Genomic DNA, 23,535 nt, shown 5'->3' with positions numbered 1-23,535 from the left:
ATCGCAATCGATTTAAGGACAAAATTATGCGGCAATTCGAAGTGCTGCAGCGTCCTTTGCGGGCCTGACAAGACGCGCGACGCCGCAATCCGGCGGCGTTTCTCTTGGTGTATGAAACCTTGTAAAATAAGCTAAATTACTTCTGAAGTTTAGTCGTTTATTAAGCATAAACGGCAATGATTGTTACCAGTAACCGACTGGTCTTCTTCGTTTCTTGGAGGCCGCAACGCGCTGGAACTCCAGCGACCCCGGACATGAGAGTCCGTGCGGACGGTTCATTTCTTGTGCAGTTTGCGTCCTGTTGTGTTTTTGGAGTTTAGTTTCGTGAGTATTTATCAGCGCGTCTCGGTGGATGCGGCGCTTCATGTGCTGCGCGATATCAACCGTAATATGGCGGTCACGCAAAACCACATCACCACCGGCATGCGTGTCGCGGAGGCCAGAGACAATTCCGTCTACTGGTCGATCGCCACCACTGCTCGAACCGACAACAAGGCGGTTTCTGCGATCCAGGATGCACTCGGTATGGCAGCGGCGACGATGGGAACGGCCTATACCGGCGTTCAGAATGTCATCGACGTCGTCTCCGAAATCAAGGCCAAGCTCGTTGCCGCGACCGAAGACGGCATCGACAAGAACAAGGTCAACGAAGAGATCAAACAGCTGCAGGAGCAACTGCGCAGCGTTTCGGAATCGGCGACCTTCAACAGCGACAACTGGGTGGTCCTCACCAACGATGCGACGCCGACGCAGCCGCGCCAGATCCCGGCCTCCTTCATCCGCAACGCCGACGGCACGATCTCGGTCGGCATGCTGAGCTACCATATCGACACGACGCCGAGCGGGAGCACGACCTCCAAGGACGCGCGCTACCTGATCGACGATCGCGCCACCGGTTCGGGTGAATACGGCGTGCTGACATCGGCCTATTTCGCCACCGAGCTCGGCGCCTCGCAGGACTATGTGCTGATGCAGAGCAAGAACGGCACCACCACCGGGCAGGTGGTGATTTCGCTCTCGGCCAGCACGACGAAAGGACAGGTCAGCGAAATGATCAGCGTCGTCGATGCAGCGCTGACGCAGCTGACGACGGTCGGTTCGGCTTTTGGCGCGCTGGAAAAACGCATCAATCTGCAGAACGACTTCGCCACGAAACTGCATGACAACATCACAGCCGGCATCGGCCGGCTCGTCGATGCCGACATGGAGGAGGAGTCGAGCAGGCTGCGGGCGCTGCAGACGCAGCAGCAACTCGGCCTGCAATCGCTTAACATCGCCAACGCAACTTACGATACCGTGCGGCAGTTGTTCCAGAATTTCTGAGGCCAGACTCTCTTCATCCGAAACGCGTGACATCGAACTCCGCAGGCGGGAAGTGCTTCCCGCCTGCGGAGTTTTCACAAATTCCCGTGGAGGCTCAGGGACGGTGTCCACCAAAACTGGTGATAATCAGCGCATTCCGGCAACATGGCTGTGTTTCGACGTCCGAATTTGCCGTATCAGGAGAACATCTTCATTTTCTTGCCGCAATCCTTGCCATTTGCTCGGATCAGTCGAACGGAGACCGTCCTGTCCATGATCAAGAAATTCCTACTTCTAGCTATTGCCGCAAGCTATCTCAGCGCCTGCACGACGACCGATCCCTATACCGGTGAACAGAAGGTTTCCAATACGGCCGGCGGCGCCGCGCTTGGCGCCCTTGGGGGCGCGCTCGTCGGCGTGGCTGTCGGCGGCGGCGGCCACGGCAAGCGCAATGCGGCGTTGATCGGCGCAGGCGTCGGCGCTCTCGCCGGCGGTGCGATCGGCAATTACATGGACCAGCAGGAATCCGAGCTTCGCGCCCAGCTCGAAGGCACCGGCATTTCGGTGACCCGTAACGGCGACAACATCATCCTCAACATGCCCTCGAATATCACCTTCGACGTCGATCAGGACGCGGTAAAGCCGGGCTTCTATCCGACGCTGAATTCGGTGGCGATCGTGCTGCGTAAGTTCAACCGCACGCTGATCGACGTCAACGGCCATACGGATTCGACCGGCAGCCTGCAGCATAATCAGGACCTGTCGCAGCGCCGTGCGTTGTCGGTTGCCGATTATCTCGGCGGCCAGGGCATCGACCAGCGCCGCGTCTCCGCCGTCGGTTTCGGCCCGTCCCAGCCGGTCGCCTCCAATGCGAACGAGGCCGGCCGCGCGCAGAACCGCCGCGTCGAGATCCAGATCGCGCCGATCACACAGGGCTGATTCCGGCTCGTATGCGTTTGCGGAAAGGCCGGGTCACTCCCGGCCTTTTTCGTCAGTGCTGCATCGTCGCACCCTTGGTGATTTTGTCGACGATCTTCTTTTCGGCGCGCAGCGCGATGCCGACCACCTTAGCATCTTCGGGCGCAAATTCTGCGAAGACGGCGCGGTTGGCTGCGTCGTGGCCGGTTGCAAACATTTCCTCGATAAAGAGCGAGCTGGTGATATCGCGCTCCAGCGCGCGGCGATGAATGGCTGATATGGTCGCCTCGTCTGCAGAAAGCACGATGATCGGCTGGATCGATAGCGGATTGTAGAGATTGCCGGCGCGGTCCCTGTAGGCTTCACCGATGATCTCCGGATGCCCGCCGGCGATGCCTGTCATCAGGAAGGCGGTGACGTTCAGCTTCTGCCAGCCGGCAAGATTGTTTCGCAGGACGACGGCAATTTTGGTATCAAACATCAGACGGTCTTTCACCTATCTACGGGTTATGGAGTATCGGCGCGTTGAACCAGGATTTACATCCGCAGATCTCCGAAGGTCTTGAACGTTTGTGCGCGGGATCATCCGGCAATGGCATCCTTGCCGCACCGGCCTTTCCCGGTATCGAGCGCATCGAGGCGCAGTTCTCCGGCAATGCCTTCGAGCCGCACCGGCACGACACCTATGCTCTGGGCGTGACGCTGAAAGGCGTACAGACCTTCCGCTATCGCGGCGAGCGGCGCTTCAGCCTGCCGGGGCAGGTGATCGTGCTGCATCCCGATGAGGAGCATGATGGCGGGGCGGGGACGGAGGACGGGTTGCAGTACCGCATGCTCTATCTGGAGCCATCGTTGCTGCTCGAATGCCTGGAAGCCGATGGCGTCGGCCTGCCTTTTGTCGATGAACCTGTTATCGGCGATCCCGCGCTGGCGGGCGTGCTGCTGGCAGCACTCGGCGAACTCGACCGCGAACTGGACGCGCTTTTCGTCGACGATTTCGTATCGCGGGTCACCGGCGGGCTGTCCCGGCATGCGCGCATGCCGCGCCGGCCGCTGGGTCTCGTCGCCTGGCGGCAGGCGCGGGCGGCGCGCGACTATCTCGAGGCGCATGCGACGCGGGCAGTACGCTCCGGCGAGCTGGAGGCGGTGACGGGGCTCGACCGTTTCGCGCTATCGCGGCATTTCCGGGCGGCCTTTGCCACCAGTCCGCATCGCTACCTGCTGATGCGGCGGCTGCAGCGGGCGCGGGCGATGATCGGCGCGGGCGAGGGGATTTCCGAGGTGGCGGCGGCAACGGGCTTTGCCGACCAGAGCCATCTCAACCGTCATTTCAAGAAGGCCTACGGCATGACGCCTGGCCAGTGGGTAGCGCTCGCGCATAACTCCGCGCCGCGCTCTGGATTCATGCGACGCGCTTTAAGTCTTTGATTTATGCATGTCGTTATCCCAAAACCGCTGCACATTTTTGGGCGATATGCATCAAGCGGGATTTTCCGCAAGGCCGGAACGGCGCGCGATGAAACGGGCGAGCATCGGGCCGATCATCAGGATCACCAGGAAACGGCCGGTCTGCATCGCCATGACGAAGGGCACGTCAACATCGCTGGAGGCGGCGATGATGGCAACGGAATCGGCGCCGCCGGGGCTGGTGGCGAGGTAGGCCGTTAGCGGATCTATGCCGGCGAAGACGTGAAGCGCCACCGCCATGCAGCCGCAGAGCGCCATCAGCAGCACGATGCATGCCGATACCCTCGGCAGGGCGCGCGCCACGTGCTCGAGGATCGAGCGGGTGAAACGCAGGCCGATGCTCCAGCCGACCAGTGCATAGGCGATGGCGAGCAGCCACATCGGCAACTCGATCTTCAGCAGGCCCATGCCCTGCAGCAGGGCGCCGAGAAAGAGCGGCACGATGATTGAGCCGCCCTGGAGGCGCAGGCGCCGGACGCCATAGGCACAAAAGGCGGCAAAAGCCATCGTCGCCGCGAAGGCCGGCCAGTCGATCTCGGGAAAGAGGACAAGCGGCGGCGGCTCGGCGCCGTCGGCTGCCACCCACAGGCGCGAGATCACCGAGGCGCCGACGGCGACGAAGACGACGCGCAGATACTGCATGAAGGCGACGAGACGGGCATCGGCGCCATAAGCTTCCGACATGATGACCATGGCGGAGGCGCCGCCCGGCGAGGAGCCCCAGACCGCGGTTGTTCCCGGCAGCACCTGCCAGCGCGTCAGCAGCCAGCCGAGGCCGGTGGCGATGGCGATGACCGAGAAGATGAACAGCAGAAAGAGCGGCGCGTCTTTCGCCATGGTGCCGAGAATATCGGGAGTGATGGTGCGCGCCATCATCAGGCCGACGAGGACCTGGCAGAATTGCAGCGGCCAGAAGGGCACGCGAAGCTTTCCCTTGCCGACGGTCAACGCCAGCGCGATTGCCGCGACCATCGGCCCGATCAGCAGCGAGGCCGGCAGGGCGAAGAACTCGAGGAAGACGACGAGAGCTGTGGAAAGCGCGAGCAACAGCGCCCATTTCGGCAGGCCGGCATCCCGCAGCAGGCGGCTTGCGTCGCTGAATGGCATGGATTCCCGTATCTTTCCTGGCCGGTGCCAAGCCCTGAGGCTGAAGGTAGGGGAAGCTCCGGCATGACGAAGAGAGGCCGGCTGCAGGAGCCGACCGGCGCGGGTCCGGTATAGGTGGGTGGCACGGCGGCGGTCAATTCCGAAATCTGGCTTCTTGGCGTCTTGGAATGCGAAACTGATTCATGCGGCCGCTTCAAGTCGTTGTTTTCATGCAGATCGTCCTCCAAAGCCGCTGAACGGTTTTGAACGAGATGCACTAGAAATGCACATGGCTGACGAGAAAATCGAGCAGCGCGCGTATACGCGCCGGCAGCGGGCCACCCTGGCCCATATAGAGGGCGTAGAACTCTTCGAGATCGCCGGGATTGGCCTCTTCAAGCACCGGCACCAGGCGCCCGGCATTGATATCGGCGCGCACGGTGAAGGCGGCAAGGCGGGCAAGGCCGGCGCCTGACAAAGCGAGGTGGCGCATGGCTTCGCCGTCTCCCACCTGCACGCCCGGTGTGATCGGGATCATCACCGTTTCGCCGTCCTCGCGCAGCGGCCAGCCCTCGATGGCGCGGGCGTAGGAAAAGCCGATGCGGCAATGGCGGCGGAGATCGGCGGTCGTGCGTGGTTTGCCGTGACGCGAGAGATAATCCGGCGACGCGACGATGATCTTGCCGGTGGCGCCAAGCTTGCGGGCGATCAGGCTGGAATTCTTCAAGGGACCGGCGCGGATCGCGACATCGGCGCGCTCTTCCATCAGGTCAACTATCCTGTCGGTATGGGAAATATCCAGCGTCACGGCCGGATGAAGCGCCATGAAGGCAGGCACGAGCGGCGCCAGCAGATGGTTGCCGAAGGAGCCGCTGGTGTTGATGCGGATGCGGCCTGAGGCTTGTTCGCCCGTCGAGGCTTGATGTTCGGCCTCGGTGATATCGGCAAGGATGGCTATGCTGCGCTCGTAGAAGGCGCAGCCTTCCGGCGTTAGCTGCAGCCTTCGCGTGGAGCGGTTGACGAGGCGGGCGCCGAGGCGTGTCTCCAGCCGGGCGACGAGCTTGCTGACGGCCGACGGCGTCATGCGCCGGGCCGTGGCGGCCGCGGAAAAGCCACCGCGCTCGACGACACTGACGAAGACTTCCATTTCGCCGGAGCGATTGATGTGCTGACGGCTCATGATGATTTCAAGTCACAAATGTTTTGCTGGTGGGCAATCTATATCATCGAACCGCCAAGGTCTATCTCATAGGAAAGACAGGAGACAGGTCCATGGACTACAGAAATCTCGGCGCATCCGGCCTCAGAGTACCGGTCTTAAGCTTCGGCGCGGGCACATTCGGCGGCAGCGGCCCGCTGTTCGGCGCCTGGGGCAATACCGATGCCGAGGAAGCGCGGCGGCTCGTCGACATCTGCCTGGAAGCCGGCGTCAATCTCTTCGACACGGCCGACGTCTATTCGGCCGGCTCTTCCGAAGAGGTGCTCGGCCAGGCGATCCGCGGCCGGCGCGACGCTGTGCTGATCTCGACGAAGACGGCGCTGCCGATGGGCGAGGGGCCGCAGGACTGGGGAACGTCGCGGGCGCGGCTGATCCGCGCCACCGAGGATGCGCTGCGCCGGCTCGGGACCGACTATATCGACCTGCTGCAGTTTCATGCTTTCGATGCCTCGACGCCGGTCGAGGAGGTGCTGTCGACGCTCGATGGGCTCGTTGCAGCAGGCAAGATCCGCTATGTCGGCGTTTCCAATTTTGCCGGCTGGGAACTGATGAAGTCGCTCGCCGCCGCCGAACGTCACGGCTATTCGCGTTATGTCGCCCATCAGGTCTATTATTCGCTGGCGGGGCGCGATTACGAATGGGAGCTGATGCCGCTCGGCGCCGACCAGGGTGTCGGAGCCCTCGTCTGGAGCCCGCTTGCCTGGGGACGGCTGACCGGCAAGATCCGCCGCGGCCAGCCGCTGCCCAAGTCAAGCCGGCTGCACGAGACAGCGCAATACGGCCCGCCCGTCGACGACGAGAAGCTGTTCGACATCGTTGAAGTGCTGGAGACCATCGCAGCCGAGACCGGCCGGACGGTGCCGCAGATCGCCATCAACTGGCTGCTTAACCGGCCAACGGTGTCGAGCGTTATCATCGGCGCCCGCAACGAGGAGCAGCTCAGGCAGAACCTCGGCGCAGTCGGCTGGAGCCTGTCGAAAGAGCAGATCGAAAGGCTCGACGCCGTCAGCACCCTGACGGCGCCCTATCCCTATTTCCCCTATCGGCGGCAGGAGGGTTTTGCGCGGCTCAATCCGCCGATCGTCTGAGGCGCCGGGGGCGGCGGATTTGGCTATAACAAGCGGCCTACAACAAAAGGGGAATGAAATCTTCTGCCAATCTTAACTGGACAGCCGCTTTGACTTGCCGCATACCCAGCCTAACCTGCGGAACACGATATGGTTGCCGCGGAATAGCAGGGAGATCAAAGGGATGGCGCTGAAGGACGCAAAGGCCGGCACACGCAACGAGGTGGGTATCGCCGCCGTGCTCGGCATTCTCAAGCAGAGCTTCGGCGAGCGCTTCCAGACCGGCCAGTCCTTCCGCGAACAGCATGCCCATACGACCACCTATATCCCACCGCAGCTGCCGGACGGCGTGCTCTTTGCCGAGAGTGCCGAGGATGTGAAGGCGGCGGTCAGGGCGTGTGCGACCCACAAGGTGCCGGTCATCGGATTCGGCACCGGCACCTCGCTGGAGGGGCAGATCAATGCCGCCCATGGCGGTATTTCGATCGATTTCAGCCGCATGAACCGGGTGCTCGAGGTCAATCCCGAAGATCTCGACTGTACCGTCGAGCCGGGTGTGACACGCGAAGCGCTGAACATCCACCTGCGAGATACCGGCCTGTTCTTCCCGATCGATCCCGGCGCTAACGCCTCGATCGGCGGCATGGCCTCGACGCGGGCCTCCGGCACCAATGCCGTGCGCTACGGAACGATGAAGGACAATGTGCTTGCCGTCACCGCGGTCACCGCCAATGGTGAAGAGATCCGCACGGCCCGGCGCGCCCGCAAATCTTCGGCGGGCTACGATCTGACGCGGCTCTTCGTCGGCGCCGAGGGCACGCTCGGCATCCTGACCTCGGTGACGTTGCGCCTGCAGGCGATCCCGCAGAAGATCGCCGGAGGGGCCTGTGCCTTTCCGAGCATCAAGGCCGCTTGCGATGCCGTCATCATGACGATCCAGATGGGCATTCCGGTGGCGCGCATCGAGCTCCTCGACACGGTGCAGATGCGGGCCTGCAATGCTTATTCCGGGCTTTCCTATGCCGAAAGCCCGACACTCTTCCTCGAATTCCACGGCACCGACGAGACGGTGCCGCTGCAATCGGCAGCCTTTGCCGAGATCGCGGCGGAATGTGGCGGCGGCGAATTCCTGTGGACCGCCAATGCCGAGGAACGGACAAAACTCTGGAAGGCGCGCCATGACGCCTATTGGGCCGCAAGGGCGCTGGCGCCCGGGCTTGCCGCACTTTCGACCGATGTTTGTGTTCCGATATCGAGGCTCGCCGATTGTGTTTCCGCTACACAGGCGGATATCGAGGAGCACGGGCTGCTGGGGCCGATCGTCGGCCATGCCGGAGACGGGAACTTCCATGTGCTGCTGTTGTTTGACGACAGAAGTGCCGAAGACATCGCCATGGCTGAGAGCTTCGTGCAGCGACTCAACCAGCGGGCGCTCGACCTGGACGGGACATGCACCGGCGAACACGGGATCGGGCAAGGCAAGATGGCGTTTCTGGAACAGGAGCTTGGCGGCGCTGTGGATCTGATGCGACAAGTGAAACAGGCGCTCGACCCGGACGACATCTTCAATCCCGGCAAGATTTTCCACCATGGCTGAAAACGGAATATTCTCATGAACTTGGGCCTTGCCCCCGGCATGAATAGCGCTAGAACAGGATGATGTTGGGCTGGCTCGCCCTAAAATCTGAATCCTGTTCTCAAATAAAGAGTTAGAGCATGATGTCGTCCGAAAACCGCTCACACTTTTCGGCATCATGCTCTAGTGTCGGCAACAGAATCCCGAATGGAGACGCTTTGCATTGGTAGGCCGGTTCCTCGTCTTTCTGGGGGGAGTGATCGTCGTAGTGCTGTTTGTGGCGCTGCTTGCGCCGCTGTTCATCGACTGGACGGATTTCCGCAAGAATTTCGAGGATCAGGCAAGCCGCATTATCGGCAAGAAAGTCACCGTTTACGGCACGGTGGATGCGCGCTTGCTGCCGTTTCCATCGGTGACGCTGCATGACGTGCGGGTCGGCCAGGAAGCGGACGGCACGCCGATCGTCAAGGTCGAGCAGTTCTCCATGGATGCGGAGCTCGCACCTTTCCTGTCGGGTGAAGCGCTGATCTTCGACATGCGCATCGTCAATCCGAAGGTGCGCTTGAGATTGCTCAAGGACGGCACGCTCGACTGGATGCGCGGCAGCCGTGCGGAAATACCGGCAAGGACCGTCGTACTCGAAAACGTGCATGTCAGCGGCGGCGAGGTCGAATTCATCGACGACCAGTCGGGCCGCTCGCGTCGCATCACCGGCCTCAATGCGGAAATGTCGGCAAAGTCGCTGGCCGGTCCCTGGCGCATCGAGGGCGACGCTGCGCTCGACGGCGAGCATGGCGGCTTCTCGATCTCGAGCAGTCAGCCGGACGAGAAGGGCGTGCTGCGCATGCGCACGAGGCTTTCGCCGGACAAGCATCCCGTCAGCGTCGATCTCGACGGCGAACTGAAGCTCGTCGACAGCAAGCCGAACTATCAGGGCCAGCTTTCGGCCGCGATCGAAATCCGCAACAGCGCCAAGCCCGCCAACAAAAAAGAGCAGCCGCCGCGCGTCAAGGGCCGCTTCGAGCTCACCAATGAACGCATCCGCATTCCTGAATACCGGATGGAGATCGGCCCGACGGACGATCCCTATGTCATAACCGGCGAGGCGACGCTCGATACCGGCAATGCACCGGAATTCCTGTTGACCGCTGATGGGCAGCAGATCGACGTCAACCGCATCGGCAATCAGGGCGCGTCGGGCAAGACGACACGGGATCCCGCTGTTTCGGCGCGCCAACGGCTGAATTCGCTGATCGATATCGTCCGGCAGGTGCCGATCCCGCAGGTGCCGGGCAAGGCGAGCGTCAAACTGCCGGCGATCGTCGCCGGCGATACGACGCTGCGCGACGTACAGCTGGAGCTCGAACCGGCCGGCACCGGCTGGATGATCGACAGCGCCACCGGCACGCTGCCGGGGCGCACGCAGGTGGAAGGCAAGGGCAAGCTCCTGCTTGAGGGCGAAGCTTCGTTCAATGGCCAGATCGTGGTGGCCTCCAGCCAGCCGACGGGGCTTGCCTCCTGGCTTGCCGGCTCGGTCGATCCGGCCATCCGGCAATTGCGGCAGGCTGGCTTTTCCGCCAATGTCAGCCTGACGCACGAATTGCAGCGTTTTGAAAATCTCGAGATTGCCATCGGACCGGCGACGCTGAAGGGTCGGCTGGAGCGCCAGGCGATCTCCGGCCAGACGCCGACGTTGTCGGTGGCGCTGAACGGCGATACGCTCGATCTGGACGCGCTGCAGGCGCTGAGCGGGCTCATGACCGGCCCGGATGCCGGCGATAACGTGCTCGACCACAAGATCGCCGCCCAGCTCAAGGCCGATAAGTTCACGGCCTTCGGCGTCGACGCCGAGAATGTCGAGACCACCTTTACGATCGCCGATGGGGCGCTTGCCGTCGACCGGCTGTCGATCAAGAACATCGCAGGCGCCGAGCTGACGGCGACGGGCAGGGCGGAGGGCTCGCTGCTCGACTACAAGGGCGCCGGCGAAATCACCTTCAAATCGGCCGATCCCGGCGGGTTCTTCACGATGCTGCGCGAGCACCTGCCGCATCACCCGGTGCTCGACCGGTTGGTGCGCAATGCCGGCTGGTACGGCAATACGGCGCTACGCGGCGCACTGACGCTCGGCGGCGACGAGGGCAACGCGCTGACCGTGACGCTTGCCGGCGTGGCGAACGGCAGCCGCGTCAATCTCGACTACCGCATGTCCGACCTCTTGGCGTTGACCGGCAACGGCACGACGAGCCTCGAGGCGACGCTCGAAAACGCCGTGCCGTCCATCCTGTTCGGTCAGGCCGGGCTCGACCCGCTGCCGGTCGATGTCGGGGCCAATGGCCGCCTGACGCTCAAGGTGAAGGCATCGGGCAACGATCCAGCCGATGCGGCGCTGAGCTTTGCGACCGACCGGACSTCGYTCACCGCCARCGGCAAGGTCGATGTCCGGCCGGAGAGCTTCATGAACGGCCAGATCGCGCTGTCGCTCGACAGCGCCGATATCGACCCCTATCTCATCATGAACGGCATCGCCCTGCCGCAGACCGAAACCGGGTTGCCGTTCGGCCTGCAAGTCAATGCAGCCGTCGATAGCGACAAGATCGTCCTTTCGGATCTTAAGGGGCATGCGGCCGACAACGAATTTTCAGGTGCGCTGACCGTCGACCGGAAGGCTGCGAAGACGACCGCGAGCGGCGGCCTGACGCTCTCTAAGGCCGATGCCGGCTGGCTCGGCGAGGCGTTATTCGGCCAGATCGTCGATCCCGCCAACGGTCAGCTGACGACGGCGCCGCTGGGGCTGCCCGTCTTCAAGGATCTCGACGTCAACGTGAAGCTGACGGCCAAGCAGTTCTGGCCGGGCCTGCCCGAAACGGCGGTGTCGGACTTCACCAGCAACGTCGCCTATAAGGGCGACGAGCTGCAGCTCAACGACATGGCCGGCAACTGGGACGGGGGAAAGCTTTCCGGCAACCTGCTCTTCACCAATGCCAACGGCACCGGCTTTCTGCAGACAAAGCTTGCGCTTGCCGATTCCGATCTTTCCGGCGTCGTCTGGCTGCGCGACGGCGCGCCGATCGCCAACGGCAAGTTCGGATTGTCGCTGTCTATGGAGGCCTCGGGCAAGACGATCGGCGAGATCGCCAGCTCGCTCAACGGTTCCGGCGAACTGAGGCTCGGCGATACCAGCATTCGCGGGCTGAACCTTGCCATCCTTCCGCCGCTGCTTGCCGCGACCGATACGATGCAGGAGCAGATCAACGCCGGCAAGGTGCATCCGATCATCGAAACGCTGCTCAGCAACGGCGAGGCGAAGCTGCCGCCGCTCGGCGTTCCCTTCAACATCACCGACGGAACGCTGAGGGTGCAGAATGTCACCGTCGCCAACGATCTCGCCCGCATCACCGCCGATGCGCAGATCGCGCTGCCGGAAGAGCGGGTCAGCGCGACGCTGGGTGTCGGGTTCAATCCGGGCACGGAAGCGCTTTCCGGCGCCGAGCCGGCGCTCAAGCTGAATTTTTCGGGCATGCTGCCGTCACCCGGCAAGACGATGGATGTGACCGATATCACCAGCTATCTGTCGCTGCGCGCCTTTGAGCGCGAGCGTCGGCGGGTCGAGCGACTGCAGGCGATCGTGCTCGAAAAACAGCGGCTGCGCCGCGAGGTGGCGCTCTATCGGTTCAACGACGCCGAGCGCATCAAGGCGGCCAAGATCGAGCAACAACGGCAGGCGGAGGAAGAGCGGCTGCGTGCACTGGCGCAGCAAGCAGCCGCCGAGAAGGCCGCTGCCGAGGCAGAGGCTGCACGCGCGGCGGAAGCCAAAGCGAAGGCAGATGCGCAAGCGAGGGCTGCCGCTGAGGCGGAAGCGGCACGGCGCGGTGGGCAAGCGCAGCCCGGTCCGCTCAATTTCGACCAGTTACCGGGCGTTCAGGCGCAGTGAGATTGCATAGAGCGCCGCGCGTCTTTTCAGACGCGCTAAGGACGCTCTATCACTTTGAATCTGCGCATAATCCTTTCCGAAAATCGATTCCGATTTTCGGGGTTATGCGCTAGAATTTGATTCATGCAAGGCGCTCAGATCTTTGTTTTCATTGATTTCGCGCCCCAAATCGCCCCACGGTTTTGTGCAATATGCATGAGGCCCGTGTCACGGCTGGCGGTCGCCGCCGGCCTTCAGCCATGAAAGCACATGCAGCCGCAGCGCCGAGGACAGGTTGCTTTCAGCAGGACGGTGGTCGTCGATCTCGGAGATCAGGGCGGCGAACGGCATCGAACGGCTTGCGGCGATCGTCTTCAGCTCGGCCCAGAACTCATCCTCCAGCGAGAAACTGGTGCGATGGCCGTGCAATGTCGCCGAATGCTTGCGGATCATGAAGCGGTTTCACATCCCGGTTAGAGCGCCGTGCGTCCGAGAGGACGCGCTAGGGGCGTTCCATCAAATCATGCGTGGGTTGGCGGATCGATTCAAGGAAAGCACGCAAGTGGCTGATCGCAGAATCTATTCCGGTTTTCAAGCTTTGCGTGAAACCATCACGCGCCGTCGTCATCCGTTTCGATTCGACCGTCGCGATGGGCTTTGTCGGCCTTGTCGTTCACGCTGCGGGTCAGTTGCTTTTCGGCCTTGGTGCGGCCGAAGGAGATGCGGTTCTGCTCGGCCTGCTGCTCCTTTTCGGAGCGGGCCTGCTTCTTGCGGAACTGGCGCAGATTGATGATTTCGGCGCTCATGCGGTTGCCTGATTTCCCTATGAAAAAGGGAGGCTTGGCCCCCCTTTAAATCACTGCTTCTTGCGGAAGGAGTCGAGTGAGACGACGGAGCCCGGTTTTTTCTCCTCGCCGTCGGCGGGTTTTGCGCCCGCGGCGTCGTCGGGCTTTCCAACAGCATCCACCGGATAAGCGGTGATTTCACCGGACGGCAATTCCTCGCCGTCGGCGAGAGGCACATCGAATTCGAGCTCGAAGTTGACGGAGGGATCGTAGAAACCACGGATCGCATTGAATGGGATGACCAGCTTTTCCGGAACGTCCGAGAAGGAAAGGCCGATCTCGAAATGCGTTTCAGTGATCTTCATATCCCAGAACTGGTGCTGGATGACGATGGTCATCTGCTCGGGGTATTTCGACTTCAGGTGCTGGGAGATCCGCACGCCKGTCGCGCCGGTGAGGAAGGTGATGAAGAAGTGATGATCACCGGGCAGGCGGCCCGTAGCTGCGACTTCCGCCAAAACCTTGCGGATGACGCCGCGAAGTGCATCCTGTGCCAGAATGTCGTAGCGGATATGATCCTGCCCCATGCTTTTCCTGTCTTTCGTCGGTTCGGAGTCTTTTCACAAGGTTGTATGCCACGTCCGGGCGCCTTGGGAAAGACCGGAGCCGAGTCACGTTTTTAAGCAGCATACATGATTTCGGCGGCAGGGAGAAGGTGAAGGCTTCTGTTGCCAGGTGCCTTCGGACCCCGCCTAGAGGTGCGAACCACTAGGACTTTGATTGAAGTGTCACACCGCGATTAAGCAGCGAGACGAGCTTCCGCATAGTTGTCGTTTGCAACTACAATTTTAGCCCGATAACGGCGGTACAATGCCGAGCAAAAAGACGATCTTTACACCCTTGTCGATCCTGTTTCGCCCCCATCAAAAGCCGGCCTTTAAGACCGCCGGTTTTTGGTGGAGGCGCCGGGTACCGCCCCCGGGTCCAATAGGTTTATTACACCGCTCATTTATCGCCATAGCCGGCCCGAAAGCCGGCAGGGGTGATATAGTGGTTTCCTCAGCCCAAGGAAAGGGCAAACGTCATAAAAGCGTTATGCGACCCATCAGAAACATTGGGAAAATGCCCGCCGGCGATTGGTTTCCCGGTTCCGAAGGCTTAAATTAGCCGAAACGGAATCAGCGCGACATGAAGCAATATCTCGATCTCTTGAATCATGTGATGGAAAAGGGCTCCGACCGGGGCGACCGTACCGGCACCGGCACGCGTTCGGTCTTCGGCCATCAGATGCGCTTCGACCTCGAAGAGGGCTTCCCCGTCCTCACCACGAAGAAGCTGCATCTGCGCTCGATCATCCACGAGCTTCTCTGGTTCCTGAAGGGCGAGACGAACATCCGCTATCTCAAGGAGAACGGCGTTTCGATCTGGGACGAATGGGCCGACGAAAACGGTGATCTCGGGCCGGTCTACGGCGCCCAGTGGCGCTCCTGGCCAGCGTCCGGCGGCGGCCATATCGACCAGATCGCCAATCTGGTCAAAGGCATCGTCAACAATCCGAATTCGCGCCGCCACATCGTTTCGGCCTGGAATCCGGCCGAAGTGGACGAAATGGCGCTGCCGCCCTGCCATTGCCTGTTCCAGTTCTATGTGGCTGACGGCAAACTTTCCTGCCAGCTCTACCAGCGCTCGGCCGATATCTTCCTCGGCGTGCCGTTCAACATCGCCTCCTATGCGCTGCTGACGATGATGGTGGCTCAGGTGACTGGGCTGAAGCCCGGCGATTTCGTCCACACGCTCGGCGACGCCCATCTCTATCACAACCATTTCGACCAGGCGAAGCTGCAGCTGGCGCGCCGGCCGAAACCGCTGCCGTTCATGCGCATCAATCCTGATGTGAAGGATATTTTCGGCTTCACCTTCGATGATTTCGAGCTGATCGGCTACGAGGCCGATGCCAGCATCAAGGCGCCGATCGCCGTCTGATCCGGGACATTTCATGGCTGACATCCGCAAGACCATTATCGCCGCCGTTGCTCGCAACGGCATTATCGGCCGCGACGGCGACATGCCGTGGCGGCTTTCGAGCGATCTCAAGCGCTTCAAGGCGCTGACATTGGGCAAGCCTGTGGTGATGGGCCGCAAGACCTACGATTCGATCGGCAAGCCGCTGCCGGGACGACCGAACGTCGTCATCTCGCGGCAGGCGGCGATAGACCATGCTGATGTGAGCATGACACATTCGCTGCCCGAGGCGATAAAGGCGGCCGAAAGGCTGGCGCTCGAAACCGGCGTCGATGAAATCTGCATTCTGGGCGGCGGGCAGGTCTATGCCCAGGCGATCGGTCTTGCCGACCGGATGTGCATCACGCATGTCGAGGCCGATCTTGACGGAGACGCGTCGTTTCCCGCGATCGATGCCGATATCTGGCAGGCGGGGGAGGCGATCGCGGTTCCGGCCGGCGAGAAGGACAGTTATCCCACGCGTTTCATCGTCTACGAACGCCGACACGCCTGGAAATGAACTATTTTCCAATTAAATTGACCAAGTTTCTCACGCTGCGTTGAAAGCCGATGCGGCGATACCTATAACGGTCACCAACGGGTCCGCCGGTCAGCCCCCACGGTTTTGGATGCGTGGAGACTTAACGAACAACGAGGTTTTGATGCCCTGGAGCAATCAGAATGGCGGCGGCGGCCCTTGGGGCGGCGGCGGCGGTAATAATCAGGGACCATGGGGACAGGGGCCGAACCGGCCGCGCGGTGGCGGCGGCAAGGGCGGACCGCCCGATCTGGAAGATATCATCCGGCGCGGCCAGGACCAGCTGCGCAACATCATTCCCGGCGGCTTCAACGGCGGCGTGGCGGTGATCGTCGCGGCGATCGTCGCCGTCTTCTGGCTGATCCAGTGCATCTACGTCGTGCAGCCGGACGAACGCGGCGTCGAGCTGCGGTTCGGCAAGCCGAAGGACGAGATCTCGATGCCGGGCCTGCATTTCCACCTGTGGCCGATGGAAACCGTGGAGACGGTCAAGGTGACCGTGCAGCAGCTGAACATCGGGGCGACTTCCGCATCGTCTTCGAACGGCCTGATGCTGTCCAGCGACAAGAGCGTCATTAACGTGCAGTTCGCCGTCTTTTACACGGTGAGTGACCCGAAGGCCTATCTCTTCAATGTCGAAAATCCGGCAGAGACCCTGCAGCAGGTTTCCGACAGTGCCATGCGTGAAATCGTCGGCCGGCGTCCGGCGCAGGACGCCTTCCGCAGCAATCGCCAGCCGATCGAAGTGGATGTGCTCAATATCCTGCAGGACACGATGAACCGTTATGGCGCAGGCGTGACCGTGACCGGAGTGACGATCCAGAACGTGGCGCCGCCGCGCGAAGTCGCCGATGCCTTCGAAGAAGTGCAGCGTGCGGGCCGTGACCGCGACAGCACGATCGAAGAGGCCAATCGCTACACGAACCAGAAGCTCGGCCAGGCGCGAGGCGATGCGGCGCGAATCCGTGAAGATGCCGCCGCCTACAAGGACCGTGTCGTGAAGGAGGCGGAAGGTGAAGCGCAGCGTTTCACGGCGATCAACGACGAATATTCCAAGGCGCCTGACGTGACCCGCAAGCGGTTGTACCTCGAAACGATGGAGCAGGTGCTGAAGAATTCCCGGAAGGTCATCATCGATGAGAAGCAGGGTGTCCTGCCCTATCTGCCGCTCAATGAGCTCGGCAAGCCGGCGCAGCAGGGAGGTTGAGTCATGACATCGAACAGACTTCCCATCATTCTCCTCATCCTCGCCTTCGTGCTGGTCGGGCTCTATTCGTCCATCTTCGTGGTGAATGCGCGCGAGCAGGCCATCGTCGTCCGTTTCGGACAGATTCAGACGGTCAAGACCGAGCCTGGCATTTACTTCAAGCTGCCTTTCGGCTTCATGGATGCCGACCGCGTTCAGCTGGTCGAAAACCAGGCGCTGCGGCTCGATCTCGACAATATCCGGGTTCAGGTCCAGGACGGCCAGACCTTCGATGTCGATGCCTTCGTGATCTACAACATCTCGGATGTCCGCCGTTTCCGCGAAACGGTATCGGGCGATCGCGAAGCTGCGGAAGCGCGGTTGAGAGCGCAGCTCGATTCATCGCTTCGCCGCGTCTACGGTCTGCGTGACTACAATGCGGCGCTCTCGGAAGAGCGTGTCGCGATGATGCTGGAGATTCGCGACGATCTGCGCACAGATGCCGAAAATCTCGGTCTGCATATAGACGACGTTCGCATCCGCCGCACCGACCTCTCACCGGAAGTTGCTCCCAACACCTATAATGCCATGCGTTCGGAACGCCTCGCTGAGGCCGAGCGTATCCGTGCGGAGGGCAATGAGGAAGGCCAGCGGCGCCGGGCCATCGCCGACCGTCAGGTCGTCGAGCTCACCGCAGGCGCCCAGCGCGATGCGGAAATCCTTCGAGGCCAGGGCGATGCGGACCGCAACCGCGTCTTCGCCGAAGTCTTCAGCAAGGATCCAGCCTTCTTCGAGTTCTATCGCTCGATGGCGGCCTATTCCTCTGCTCTCTCGTCGCAGGACACGACGCTGGTGCTGTCGCCGAATTCGGAATTCTTCCGCTATTTCGACAATGCCGCCGGCACCTTGCAGCCGCCGGCAAATCCTGCCGCACCGGCCGCGGCAGTTCCCGGCGCGGCTGCTCCCGCAGCTCCCGCCCAGCCGGCGAACTAACGGCAAAGGATGCCATTCGCATTCCGACAATCATTGAAGGGCTGGCCCGAGTGCCGGCCCTTTTTTCGTGGAATGGTCGAGATAATTTGGCTTTTGCGAGGCCACGTCACATTGCACGGGGATTTCGCGAAAAGGTGATTTCGCCCTCCATCATTCCGCCTTATGCTGGTGCTCAATGTGCGCATGTACCCCTTATGAGGAAGCTTGATGGCCCCCACGATTCGCTCGCCCTTCAGACGAACGCTCGCGCTTATGGCCAGCGCTGCAATTCTTGCGCATGCCGGCATGAACGGGGTCGCCTACGCCCAAACCGCGCCTCAGACGACCACACCCGGGGTTACGACACCCGCTCCGGCTACCCCGGAAACGATTGCTCCTGCACCCACACCGCCGGCCGCGGCTGCACCGGAAACGGCTGCTCCCGCACCGCAGCAGGCCGCCCCGATCCAGGCCGTCGTGCCCAACAGCGGTCCGGCTTCGGTCGCCGATCTCGCAGAGGGGCTGCTCGATGCCGTGGTCAACATCTCGACCTCGCAGAATGTGAAGGACGACGAGGGTGCAGGCCCGGCGCCGCGCGCGCCCGACGGCTCACCTTTCCAGGAATTCTTCAACGATTTCTTCAACAAGCAGCAGGGTAACAAGGGCGGCAATCACAATGTCAGTTCGCTCGGCTCCGGCTTTGTCATCGATCCCGCCGGCTATATCGTCACCAACAACCATGTGATCGAGGGCGCCGACGATATCGAGATCAATTTCGCCAATGGTTCGAAGCTCAAGGCGAAGCTGATTGGCACTGATACGAAAACCGATCTTTCGGTGCTGAAGGTCGAGCCGAAAGCACCGCTGAAATCGGTGAAATTCGGCGATTCCAGCACGATGCGCATCGGCGACTGGGTGATGGCGATCGGCAATCCGTTCGGCTTCGGCGGGTCGGTGACGGTCGGCATCATTTCCGGGCGCGGGCGCAACATCAATGCCGGCCCCTACGACAACTTCATCCAGACGGATGCAGCGATCAACAAGGGCAATTCCGGCGGTCCGCTTTTCAACATGAAGGGTGAAGTGATCGGCATCAATACGGCGATCATTTCGCCGAGCGGCGGCTCGATCGGCATCGGTTTCTCGGTGCCGTCGGAGCTTGCTTCCGGCGTCGTCGACCAGCTGCGCGAATATGGCGAGACGCGGCGCGGCTGGCTCGGCGTGCGCATCCAGCCGGTGACCGACGATATCGCCGACAGCCTCGGGCTCGACACCGCAAAGGGCGCGCTGGTCGCCGGCGTCATCAAGGGTGGCCCCGTCGACGACGGCTCGATCAAGGCGGGTGACGTCATTTTGAAATTCGACGGCAAGACCGTCAGCGAAATGCGCGATCTGCCGCGTGTCGTGGCGGAAAGCACAGTCGGCAAGGAAGTCGACGTGGTGGTGCTGCGCGACGGCAAGGAGCAGACCGTCAAGGTGAAGCTCGGCCGGCTCGAGGACAGCGATCAGGCGGCGGCATCCGACGATTCAGCACCCGACGGTTCGCAGGATGACGGCGTGATCACCCCGGATCCCGGCGAGAACAACGACATGGACCAGCCTGACACCGGCGATCAGGCCCAACCAGCGCCGGGTACGCCCGACCAGCATAAGGGCCAGGTGTCGCCGGATGCGGCAACGCCGAAGAACGTGCTCGGGCTGTCGCTGTCGCTGTTGAGCGCCGAGACGCGCAAGGCCTTCGGCATCGCCGAGAGCGTCGACGGCGTCGTCGTGACAGAGGTGACGCCCGGCTCCGCTTCGGCCGAAAAGGGGCTGAAGCCGGGCGACGTGATCGTCGAGGTTGCGCAGGAGTTTATGAAGTCGCCGGATGCTGTCGCCGCCAAGGTGCAGGCGCTGAAACAGGAAGGCCGCCGCAACGCCCAGCTGATGATCGCATCGGCGAATGGCGATCTGCGGTTCGTTGCGGTGCCGATGGAATGAGCGAAAAAGGAGCGGTCAGCCGCTCCTTTTTTGATTGCCAGGCCGGTACAGATTGCCTTTGCGCGCAACTCGCTACGGTTCGTCGGTCAGAAATACCGCTGGTGTCGATATTCTCGTCGTGACGCTTCTCCGGTGCCTGGAGTTCGTCCAACTGCTTATCAATCAAAGGTCGATTGCTAATATCCTCTTCCGAGCGGTTTACCGGGAAACGAAGTCCGTCTTCCGGTAGCCCTGGATGTAGAGCAGCGCGGTCAGGTCGCCGTGGTTGATGCGCATCTGTGCTTCGGCAGCGACTGCCGGCTTGGCGTGAAGGGCGACGCCGGCGCCGGCGAGGTGCAGCATGCCGAGATCGTTGGCGCCGTCGCCGACGGCGATCGCTTCTTCCGGCGAAATGCCGAGGCGGGCCGAAATCTCGTTCAGCGCATCGACTTTCGCCTGCTTGCCGAGGATCGGTTCGGCGACGAAGCCGGAGAGAATGCCGCCGTCTTCGAGCAGCGTGTTGGCGCGGTTCTCGTCGAAACCGAGGGTGGCGGCGATGCGGCTGGTGAAAACCGTGAAACCGCCGGAGACAAGCGCCGTGTAATGGCCTTTCGACTTCATGGTGGCGATCAGTTCCGGGCCGCCCGGGGTGAGCGTGATGCGCTTGGCGATCACCTCGTCGACGACGAATATCGGCAAGCCCTTCAGCAGGGCGACACGTTCACGCAGGGCAGGCTCGAAGGCGATCTCGCCGTTCATGGCGCGGGCAGTGATGATGGCGACCTTCTCCTTCAGACCGACTTCGGCGGCGAGTTCGTCGATGCATTCCTGGCCGATCATCGTCGAATCCATATCGGCGATCAGCAGCTTCTTGCGGCGGGTCTCCTGCTCCTGGATGACGAGGTCGATGGGCGCGCTCGCCATGACGGCAAGGATACTGGCCTCGGCCGCTTGTGCATCGGTGCCATCGCGCAACGCGATGTCGCAGGCGATGCCATCGGCCAGCCAGTAGAGGCCGGAAGCCTTCACGGCGTCGGCCGCCTGCTCGGCGATCTCGGGTGTCAGCACGGGATTTGACGGATTGGCAACAAGCGTGGCAACGAGGGCCATGATGGAAAACCTTCTGAGCACAGTGAACGCGATCCTGATAACCGGGCCGACAGCCAGCGGCAAGTCCGCGCTCGCCGTCGAATTGGCCAGGCGCCATGACGGCGCGGTCGTCAACGCCGACAGCATGCAGGTCTACGACACGCTGAGGGTCCTGACCGCGCGGCCGTCGGAGGAGGAGATGCAGGGTGTGCCGCATCATCTCTACGGCCACGTGCCGGCGGGTGCGACCTATTCCACAGGCGCCTGGCTGCGCGATGTCGCAGCACTGCTGCCGGTGCTGAGGGCCGCGGGGCGGCTGCCGGTCTTCGTCGGCGGCACTGGGCTCTATTTCAAGGCACTGACCGGCGGCCTCTCCGATATGCCCGAGATACCCGAGGCGCTGCGGGAGGAACTCAGGACGCGGCTGTTGCAGGAGGGGCCGGACGGGCTGCATGCGGAGCTCGCCGAGGCCGATCCCGCCATGGCGGCAAACCTCAACCGACAGGACGGGCAACGTATCGTCCGGGCGCTCGAAGTGATGAAGGCGACGGGACGGTCGATCGCCGATTTCCAGGGCAGGTCGGGGCCGGAGGTCATCGACGCCACCCAGGCCCGCAAGATCGTCGTGCTGCCAGACAGAGCAGTGCTGCACCAGCGCATCAACGGGCGTTTCGAAAAGATGCTGCAGCAAGGCGCAGAAGAAGAGGTGAGGGCGCTGATCGCGCTCGCCCTGCCGGCCGAGGCGCCTGTGATGAAGGCAATCGGCGTGTCGCAGATTGCGGCGATGGTCAGGGGCGAGATGACGCGCGGCGAGGTGCTGGAGAAGGGGGCTGCGGCGACGCGGCAATATGCCAAGCGACAAATGACATGGTTTCGCAACCAGATGGACGATAGCTGGGAACGGCTGACAGTTTAGGTTTCAGCTTGTTGCGGGCCTCCTGCTTGAGACATCTGCTGGCTCAGCAGTTTAACGAGTTCGCTAACCGCCGCCTGCAGCTGTTCCGGCAGAAATCCGCCGAAGCCCAGTATCAGGCCGGGGCGCGCCGGCCGCGCGGCATACATCGGGGAGATCGCCCGCACGGCAAGGCCGGCCGAGAGGGCGCGGGCTGCGAGTTGCACGTCGTCAACCTCCTCGGGCAGCCATAGAAGTATATGCATGCCCTGGTCGCTCTCCTGGACGCGGCAGCCCTCAGGCAAAGCCCGATCGAGCGCCGAGAGCAGAACCGCGCGGCGTTCGGCATAGAGGCCGCGGATGCGCCGGATATGCGCTTCGAAATAGCCTTCCCGCATATAGGCTGCCAAAACGTGCTGTTCGGCGATCGGCGAATGCCGGTCGAGAATGGCACGGGCGCCGGCAAAGGCTTCTGCGAGCGGAGAAGGGGCGATGACGTAGCCGAGGCGCAGGGAAGGAAAGAGCACCTTGCTGAAGGTGCCGAGATAGATGACGCGTGACGGACGCAATCCCTGCATTGAGGGAAACGGGTGTCCGGCATAACGCAGCTCACTGTCGTAGTCGTCCTCGACGATCCAGGCGCGATTTTGGTCAGCCCAGGCGATCAAGGCATTGCGCCGCGCCATGCTGAGTGGCATCCCGATCGGATATTGGTGCGAAGGGGTGACGAATGCGGCGCGGGCCTGCGGACATAGGTCGAGGCCGCGTTCCACGTTCATTCCCTGTGCATCGACCGGCAGGCGGTGCATCCGTACGCCGAGATCGTCGAGCACTGCCGTCAAGCCGGGATATGCCGGGTCCTCGGCCCATACCGGATCGTCACGCGAGAGAAGGACCCGGCCCGCCATATAAAGGCCTTGCTGTGTGCCTGACGTGACGATGACCTGTTCCGGCTCGCAATGAACGGCCCGCGCGCGCCGGACGTGGTCGGCAATGGCAAGCCTGAGTTCGAGCAAGCCCATAGGGTCGTGATAACCCGAGGGTGCGGCCTGTCGCGACGCGCGCACGCGATTGCCGAGACGGCGCCAGTTGTCGTCGGGCGCAATACCGCAGGCCGGGACGGCAATGGCAAAGGGAACGGCCGGGTGCGGGGTGAGCGCACGAGCGATGGCGATCAGGCGGGCAGCCTGGGAAGGCAGATCGACAGTCTCCGCGCCTGGCGGCACTGGCGGTGCAGATGGGAGCGCTCGCGTGGCGTCGATCAGGTCAGCGGCAACATGGGTTCCGGCACCGACCCGCGCTTCGAGATAGCCTTCGGCGGTCAACTGATCGAACACCTCGACGACAGTGCCGCGCGCGATTTTCAGCGAAGTCGCAAGGCTACGCGTCGAAGGAAGGCGTTCTCCCGACCTCAGCTCACCGCGGGCGATTGCGTTGCGCAGGGCCTGCGCAAGCTGGCGACCGACATTAGCCGTTCGATCGATCGCGTTCAGCGATGGTATCTCGATGATGCTGCGCCGTTTGGACATCGCAAAATGGTCTATTGAAATTCTTCAAAATGGCGC

The 23,535-nt window shown here is 62.3% G+C and carries 20 protein-coding genes and 1 other RNA gene; 12 read left to right on the top strand and 9 right to left on the bottom strand.

Features of this window, described 5'->3' with window-relative positions:
* Nucleotides 1-324 precede the first annotated feature (324 nt).
* Together AC1ECN_RS04765 and AC1ECN_RS04760 are read left to right on the top strand one after the other, a co-directional pair.
* Nucleotides 325-1,323, top strand: a complete 999-nt coding sequence (locus AC1ECN_RS04765; RefSeq protein WP_024320809.1) for a flagellin N-terminal helical domain-containing protein — start codon at nt 325-327, stop codon at nt 1,321-1,323.
* Between the two features lie 252 nt (nt 1,324-1,575).
* Nucleotides 1,576-2,241 carry a YiaD family glycine zipper/OmpA-like lipoprotein gene (locus AC1ECN_RS04760; RefSeq protein ID WP_018483828.1) on the top strand — a complete coding sequence of 222 codons (666 nt, stop codon included), beginning with the start codon at nt 1,576-1,578 and terminating at the stop codon, nt 2,239-2,241.
* 52 nt (nt 2,242-2,293) lie between these two features.
* Here AC1ECN_RS04760 and AC1ECN_RS04755 read toward each other — a convergent pair whose 3' ends face one another.
* Entirely contained in the window at nt 2,294-2,701 is a 408-nt protein-coding gene (locus AC1ECN_RS04755; RefSeq protein ID WP_130672886.1) for a DUF2000 family protein, read from the bottom strand.
* Nucleotides 2,702-2,745: 44 nt separating this feature from the next.
* Between AC1ECN_RS04755 and AC1ECN_RS04750 the strand changes: the two genes are divergently transcribed.
* On the top strand, nt 2,746-3,648 hold the full coding sequence (locus tag AC1ECN_RS04750) for an AraC family transcriptional regulator (protein WP_130672885.1): 903 nt from the start codon (nt 2,746-2,748) through the stop codon (nt 3,646-3,648).
* A gap of 51 nt (nt 3,649-3,699) precedes the next feature.
* On the opposite strand, the gene AC1ECN_RS04745 is transcribed toward AC1ECN_RS04750, so the two are convergent.
* Nucleotides 3,700-4,794: an AbrB family transcriptional regulator gene (locus AC1ECN_RS04745; RefSeq protein WP_130672884.1), complete on the bottom strand. Its 1,095-nt coding sequence runs from the start codon at nt 4,792-4,794 to the stop codon at nt 3,700-3,702.
* A 256-nt stretch (nt 4,795-5,050) separates the two neighbouring features.
* Nucleotides 5,051-5,953 (bottom strand): LysR family transcriptional regulator, encoded by a 903-nt coding sequence (locus tag AC1ECN_RS04740; RefSeq protein WP_130672883.1) that lies wholly within the window; start codon nt 5,951-5,953, stop codon nt 5,051-5,053.
* A 92-nt stretch (nt 5,954-6,045) separates the two neighbouring features.
* Between AC1ECN_RS04740 and AC1ECN_RS04735 the strand changes: the two genes are divergently transcribed.
* The 3 genes from AC1ECN_RS04735 to AC1ECN_RS04725 all read left to right on the top strand — a co-directional run bounded on the left by AC1ECN_RS04735 (nt 6,046) and on the right by AC1ECN_RS04725 (nt 12,569).
* The gene (locus AC1ECN_RS04735) at nt 6,046-7,080 is read left to right on the top strand and encodes an aldo/keto reductase (RefSeq protein WP_477952313.1); all 1,035 of its coding nucleotides are present in this window, start codon (nt 6,046-6,048) and stop codon (nt 7,078-7,080) included.
* Nucleotides 7,081-7,243: 163 nt separating this feature from the next.
* Nucleotides 7,244-8,656, top strand: a complete 1,413-nt coding sequence (locus tag AC1ECN_RS04730; protein ID WP_130672881.1) for an FAD-binding oxidoreductase — start codon at nt 7,244-7,246, stop codon at nt 8,654-8,656.
* 202 nt (nt 8,657-8,858) lie between these two features.
* Nucleotides 8,859-12,569: an AsmA family protein gene (locus tag AC1ECN_RS04725; RefSeq protein ID WP_477952311.1), complete on the top strand. Its 3,711-nt coding sequence runs from the start codon at nt 8,859-8,861 to the stop codon at nt 12,567-12,569.
* Between the two features lie 207 nt (nt 12,570-12,776).
* Here AC1ECN_RS04725 and AC1ECN_RS04720 read toward each other — a convergent pair whose 3' ends face one another.
* From AC1ECN_RS04720 to ssrA, 4 genes are all read right to left on the bottom strand, one after another.
* Nucleotides 12,777-13,001, bottom strand: coding sequence for a ribbon-helix-helix domain-containing protein (locus tag AC1ECN_RS04720; protein WP_018074186.1), 225 nt, complete (start codon nt 12,999-13,001; stop codon nt 12,777-12,779).
* Nucleotides 13,002-13,159: 158 nt separating this feature from the next.
* Nucleotides 13,160-13,354 (bottom strand): DUF4169 family protein, encoded by a 195-nt coding sequence (locus AC1ECN_RS04715; RefSeq protein ID WP_477952310.1) that lies wholly within the window; start codon nt 13,352-13,354, stop codon nt 13,160-13,162.
* Nucleotides 13,355-13,404: 50 nt separating this feature from the next.
* Nucleotides 13,405-13,920: an SspB family protein gene (locus AC1ECN_RS04710; RefSeq protein ID WP_018483820.1), complete on the bottom strand. Its 516-nt coding sequence runs from the start codon at nt 13,918-13,920 to the stop codon at nt 13,405-13,407.
* A 127-nt stretch (nt 13,921-14,047) separates the two neighbouring features.
* Nucleotides 14,048-14,410: a transfer-messenger RNA gene (gene ssrA, locus AC1ECN_RS04705) on the bottom strand.
* A 111-nt stretch (nt 14,411-14,521) separates the two neighbouring features.
* Between ssrA and AC1ECN_RS04700 the strand changes: the two genes are divergently transcribed.
* From AC1ECN_RS04700 to AC1ECN_RS04680, 5 genes are all read left to right on the top strand, one after another.
* Entirely contained in the window at nt 14,522-15,316 is a 795-nt protein-coding gene (locus AC1ECN_RS04700; protein WP_130672879.1) for a thymidylate synthase, read from the top strand.
* A gap of 13 nt (nt 15,317-15,329) precedes the next feature.
* Entirely contained in the window at nt 15,330-15,854 is a 525-nt protein-coding gene (locus tag AC1ECN_RS04695; RefSeq protein WP_130672878.1) for a dihydrofolate reductase, read from the top strand.
* A 142-nt stretch (nt 15,855-15,996) separates the two neighbouring features.
* Nucleotides 15,997-17,079 (top strand): FtsH protease activity modulator HflK, encoded by a 1,083-nt coding sequence (gene hflK, locus AC1ECN_RS04690; RefSeq protein ID WP_003560923.1) that lies wholly within the window; start codon nt 15,997-15,999, stop codon nt 17,077-17,079.
* Nucleotides 17,080-17,082: 3 nt separating this feature from the next.
* On the top strand, nt 17,083-18,051 hold the full coding sequence (gene hflC / locus AC1ECN_RS04685; RefSeq protein ID WP_477952308.1) for a protease modulator HflC: 969 nt from the start codon (nt 17,083-17,085) through the stop codon (nt 18,049-18,051).
* A 207-nt stretch (nt 18,052-18,258) separates the two neighbouring features.
* Entirely contained in the window at nt 18,259-20,010 is a 1,752-nt protein-coding gene (locus tag AC1ECN_RS04680; RefSeq protein ID WP_130672876.1) for a DegQ family serine endoprotease, read from the top strand.
* Between the two features lie 198 nt (nt 20,011-20,208).
* Here the strand turns inward: AC1ECN_RS04680 and serB are convergent, their stop codons facing one another.
* Complete coding sequence (serB, locus tag AC1ECN_RS04675) at nt 20,209-21,099, bottom strand: phosphoserine phosphatase SerB (RefSeq protein WP_130672875.1); 891 nt, start codon at nt 21,097-21,099, stop codon at nt 20,209-20,211.
* On the opposite strand from serB, the gene miaA reads away from it, so the two are divergent.
* Nucleotides 21,098-21,994 (top strand): tRNA (adenosine(37)-N6)-dimethylallyltransferase MiaA, encoded by an 897-nt coding sequence (gene miaA / locus AC1ECN_RS04670; RefSeq protein ID WP_130672874.1) that lies wholly within the window; start codon nt 21,098-21,100, stop codon nt 21,992-21,994. The two genes, serB and miaA, sit on opposite strands and share 2 nt — an antisense overlap.
* On the opposite strand, the gene pdxR is transcribed toward miaA, so the two are convergent.
* Entirely contained in the window at nt 21,991-23,499 is a 1,509-nt protein-coding gene (pdxR, locus tag AC1ECN_RS04665) for a MocR-like pyridoxine biosynthesis transcription factor PdxR (protein ID WP_130672873.1), read from the bottom strand. The genes miaA and pdxR overlap by 4 nt on opposite strands.
* Nucleotides 23,500-23,535 lie beyond the last annotated feature (36 nt).

It is taken from the genome of Rhizobium sp. 01N447_2 (assembly GCF_056399245.1).
This window is presented reverse-complemented; position numbering and strand designations above follow the sequence as displayed.

Bases quoted from the DNA above. Each gene is read 5' to 3' on its own strand.
- AC1ECN_RS04680 (WP_130672876.1), top strand. From the start codon at position 18,259: ATGGCCCCCACGATTCGCTCGCCCTTCAGACGAACGCTCGCGCTTATG.
- AC1ECN_RS04735 (WP_477952313.1), top strand. From the start codon at position 6,046: ATGGACTACAGAAATCTCGGCGCATCCGGCCTCAGAGTACCGGTCTTA.
- miaA (WP_130672874.1), top strand. From the start codon at position 21,098: ATGATGGAAAACCTTCTGAGCACAGTGAACGCGATCCTGATAACCGGG.
- hflK (WP_003560923.1), top strand. From the start codon at position 15,997: ATGCCCTGGAGCAATCAGAATGGCGGCGGCGGCCCTTGGGGCGGCGGC.
- serB (WP_130672875.1), bottom strand. From the start codon at position 21,099: ATGGCCCTCGTTGCCACGCTTGTTGCCAATCCGTCAAATCCCGTGCTG.
- AC1ECN_RS04730 (WP_130672881.1), top strand. From the start codon at position 7,244: ATGGCGCTGAAGGACGCAAAGGCCGGCACACGCAACGAGGTGGGTATC.
- AC1ECN_RS04720 (WP_018074186.1), bottom strand. From the start codon at position 13,001: ATGATCCGCAAGCATTCGGCGACATTGCACGGCCATCGCACCAGTTTC.
- AC1ECN_RS04700 (WP_130672879.1), top strand. From the start codon at position 14,522: ATGAAGCAATATCTCGATCTCTTGAATCATGTGATGGAAAAGGGCTCC.
- AC1ECN_RS04760 (WP_018483828.1), top strand. From the start codon at position 1,576: ATGATCAAGAAATTCCTACTTCTAGCTATTGCCGCAAGCTATCTCAGC.
- AC1ECN_RS04715 (WP_477952310.1), bottom strand. From the start codon at position 13,354: ATGAGCGCCGAAATCATCAATCTGCGCCAGTTCCGCAAGAAGCAGGCC.
- AC1ECN_RS04695 (WP_130672878.1), top strand. From the start codon at position 15,330: ATGGCTGACATCCGCAAGACCATTATCGCCGCCGTTGCTCGCAACGGC.
- pdxR (WP_130672873.1), bottom strand. From the start codon at position 23,499: ATGTCCAAACGGCGCAGCATCATCGAGATACCATCGCTGAACGCGATC.
- AC1ECN_RS04745 (WP_130672884.1), bottom strand. From the start codon at position 4,794: ATGCCATTCAGCGACGCAAGCCGCCTGCTGCGGGATGCCGGCCTGCCG.
- AC1ECN_RS04755 (WP_130672886.1), bottom strand. From the start codon at position 2,701: ATGTTTGATACCAAAATTGCCGTCGTCCTGCGAAACAATCTTGCCGGC.
- hflC (WP_477952308.1), top strand. From the start codon at position 17,083: ATGACATCGAACAGACTTCCCATCATTCTCCTCATCCTCGCCTTCGTG.
- AC1ECN_RS04740 (WP_130672883.1), bottom strand. From the start codon at position 5,953: ATGAGCCGTCAGCACATCAATCGCTCCGGCGAAATGGAAGTCTTCGTC.